We start from the raw sequence: 2,273 nt of genomic DNA, 5'->3' as shown, positions 1-2,273 counted from the left end.
GGCGATGACCGCGCTCTACGCCTTCGTGCACGCGGCAATGCAGCGGCCCGACGCCTACACGGCTGCCGACAAGATGACCAAGCCAGTCTGGTTGTTGATCTTGGGCGCCTCGGTGCCGCTGACCATGATGCTCAGTGCGCTCGGGGCGACCATAGGCGCCTGCGCTGCCGGTGTCTACCTAGTCGATGTGCGGCCCAAACTTCTTGAGATTCAGGGTAAGTCGCGATAGCGGTATGCGAGTTCTGACACTCGCGGTGACCGCGATCGGGGTGCTGTCGGGCGTCGCTCCAGCATCCGCCGAACCCGGCCCCAGCGCGCTGGCTTACCGGCCGCCCTTCATCGACCACGCCGAGTGGACGCAGTGGAATCAGTTGCCCAGTCTGCGGGTCTATCCGACGCGGTCGGGGCGAGATGCGGCGCGCGAGCTCGGATCGTCGACCCCGGCGGCCGACGAGGCGTGGGCCGAGGTGCTGGCGCTGACCCCGAACGCCGGCACGCCTGGCATGCGTCAGCAATTCCAATGCCATTGGGAACTGGCTGAGGTTGTGCAACCGGGCAAGGTCAGCTGGAATCTGGAGCCGTGGCGCCCAGTCGTCGATGACGCGGCGATGGCCGGCTCAGGCTGCAATCCCGGCGGCGGGCCAGAGCCGTTCTGATGGTTGTCCGATGGACCCGCGAGCAGGTGGCCGCTCTCGTCGACCACACCCTGCTCAAGCCCGAGGCCACCGCCGCTGAGGTGGCCGCGGTCGCCGACGAAGCCGCGGCGCTGGGCGTCTGCGCGGTCTGCGTCTCGCCGTCGATGGTGGCCAACGCGACCCATGCGGGGGTGTTGGTGGCGGCGGTCGCGGGTTTCCCGTCGGGCAAGCACCTACCTGAGCTGAAGGCGCGGGAAGCCGCACAGGCCATCGCAGCCGGCGCCGGTGAGATCGACATGGTCATCGACGTCGGGTCGGCAGTCGCCGGCGACATCGACGCCGTGCGGTCGGACATCGCGGCGGTACGCGCCGCAGTGCCCGGCGCCGTGCTCAAGGTGATCGTCGAGTCGGCCGCCCTGTTGACGCTTGCCGACGAACGCACCCTGACCGCGGTCTGCCGTGCCGCCGAGGACGCCGGCGCGGATTTCGTGAAGACCTCCACGGGTTTTCATCCCGCCGGCGGGGCGTCTGTCGCGGCCGTGGAGTTGATGGCCGACGCCGTGGGCGGACGATTGGGAGTCAAAGCCAGCGGCGGCATTCGCACGGCCGACGCCGCTGTGGCGATGCTGGACGCGGGCGCCCCCCGGCTGGGGCTGTCGGGCACCCGCGCTGTGCTGGACGGCCTCGGCTGATTGCCCGGCTCCTCCGCATCGCGCTGTGCGCTCTGCATCGTCGCCGGGCGGGCTAGAGGTTGGCCAGGCAGGGATCGGTGCTGCCGCCGGCCGGGATGGTCGCGTTGCTGCTGGAGAACGTGGCCTCCACCCCGCTGTCGGTGACCTTGATGCTGTCGGCCTTCAGACCCAGCGGGTAATTCTTGGTGGCCTTGGCCATCAGGTCGTCCAGGTATTTCTGCGCGGTGTCAGTGGACACCTTGGCGCCGAGCGCGCTCACGTCGACCACCTGAAGCGACAGCCCGTTGTTGACGATCTGCGGCTTGACGGTCGCACTGTTCAGCAGGCCCTTCATCTGGATGGTGCCGTCGCCGGGGTTGGTGGTGACGCCACTGCTGACGAAAGCGCCGAGCACCGGAACGGCGTTCTGGATCGACTGCTTGATGCCATCCGATGACCAGGTGACCGTCCCGTTGATCGACCCGACCGTGCCCTGAGAGTTGTTGCTGTTGTTCAACTTGATGTCGCGGATGTCGAAGCTGACCTTCATGCCTTTGGCCTGGCGCACCTGGTTGCCGGACGTCTGCACGGAGATGTCGCTGTAGTCCTTGGTGAGGTACTGCCACAACACCGGTGGAGCGGGGGAGAACGACACGTTCGAGCTGTCCTGCACCTCGCACTGCACCGCGTGCGCCACCTTGGTGCTGGCGACGTGGCGGGCGTACAGCTCACCGCCAATCGGGATCGCGATGACCACCAGCGCCAAGATCAACAGGATCAACAGCAGCGACATCCGATTCGCGAAGAACTTGCGTCGGCCCGACTCCTTCGATTCCGCGGGCGGCGGAGGCGGCGGCGTGGGTATCGATATCCGCGTCGTCAGGCTTTCGTGCGGCTGGGCCGGGGGACCCGGCAGCTGCGGCCGCGGGTTGGGCGGCAGTCCGGCCTGCTGCGGGTGGCGTGGCGG

At 68.0% G+C, this 2,273-nt stretch carries 4 protein-coding genes; 3 read left to right on the top strand and 1 reads right to left on the bottom strand.

Features of this window, described 5'->3' with window-relative positions; translation table 11 throughout:
- The first annotated feature begins 4 nt into the window (after positions 1–4).
- From WAN02_RS20820 to deoC, 3 genes are read left to right on the top strand one after another with little or no spacing between them, the layout of a single operon-like run.
- On the top strand, positions 5–229 hold the full coding sequence (locus tag WAN02_RS20820; protein ID WP_414687031.1) for a DUF2516 family protein: 225 nt from the start codon (positions 5–7) through the stop codon (positions 227–229).
- 4 nt (positions 230–233) lie between these two features.
- Positions 234–656 (top strand): DUF2599 domain-containing protein, encoded by a 423-nt coding sequence (locus WAN02_RS20815; RefSeq protein ID WP_422266114.1) that lies wholly within the window; start codon positions 234–236, stop codon positions 654–656.
- Positions 656–1,327: a deoxyribose-phosphate aldolase gene (gene deoC, locus WAN02_RS20810; RefSeq protein ID WP_422266113.1), complete on the top strand. Its 672-nt coding sequence runs from the start codon at positions 656–658 to the stop codon at positions 1,325–1,327. Before WAN02_RS20815 ends, deoC begins: the two co-directional genes overlap by 1 nt.
- 52 nt (positions 1,328–1,379) lie before the next feature.
- On the opposite strand, the gene WAN02_RS20805 is transcribed toward deoC, so the two are convergent.
- The coding region (locus tag WAN02_RS20805) for a DUF2993 domain-containing protein (protein ID WP_422266112.1) at positions 1,380–2,273 on the bottom strand (894 nt) is incomplete at its 5' end.

The sequence above is a fragment of the Mycobacterium sp. genome (assembly GCF_049281135.1).
Taxonomy (GTDB): Bacteria; Actinomycetota; Actinomycetes; order Mycobacteriales; family Mycobacteriaceae; genus Mycobacterium.
This window is presented reverse-complemented; position numbering and strand designations above follow the sequence as displayed.